Here is a 442-nt window from a genome sequence, read left to right as displayed (position 1 = left end):
GCTCCGGGCCATGGCCCGGGCGGCCCGGACCACCAGCCGGCAGCAGGCGGCCACCAGGGTGCAGGACAGGACGGTGTGGGTTTTGACCCGCACCGCGATGGTAACCAGGCAGGACAGCAGGCACAGAGCCACCCCACAGGACATGAAGGCCAGCCCCACCACCAGATCGTTGGTCAGGCCGTTGAGGTTGGCGGCGTAGGTCATGGAGTCGCCCCCGGCCAGCATCAGCATCACCAGCCAAAAGACGCAGAAGAGAAGGCCGTCCAGAGGGATGCGGTCAAAGCCGCCCCGCACCGGCTGCTCAGATCCCTTCCGCCAACCGGCGGAGCGGAGGAGGAACACCAGCAGCATGGCGAACAGGGCATCCAGCGCCAGAGCCAGCAGGGCCAGGGCGGGCAGATAGCTGGCATACTCGCTGTACTCCTGCTGGCCGATGTAGAAC

Annotated in this window: 1 protein-coding gene; it reads right to left on the bottom strand. The window is 67.0% G+C overall.

The features are described from left to right. Positions 1 to 442 (bottom strand): hypothetical protein (locus tag H7U32_RS10385; RefSeq protein WP_204469940.1); only part of this gene is annotated, 442 nt, incomplete at both ends.

This window comes from Bifidobacterium pullorum subsp. saeculare, from assembly GCF_016899725.1.
Lineage (GTDB): Bacteria > Actinomycetota > Actinomycetes > Actinomycetales > Bifidobacteriaceae > Bifidobacterium > Bifidobacterium pullorum_C.
Note: the sequence above shows the minus strand (reverse complement) of the source record. Positions and strands in the feature narration are given on the sequence as shown.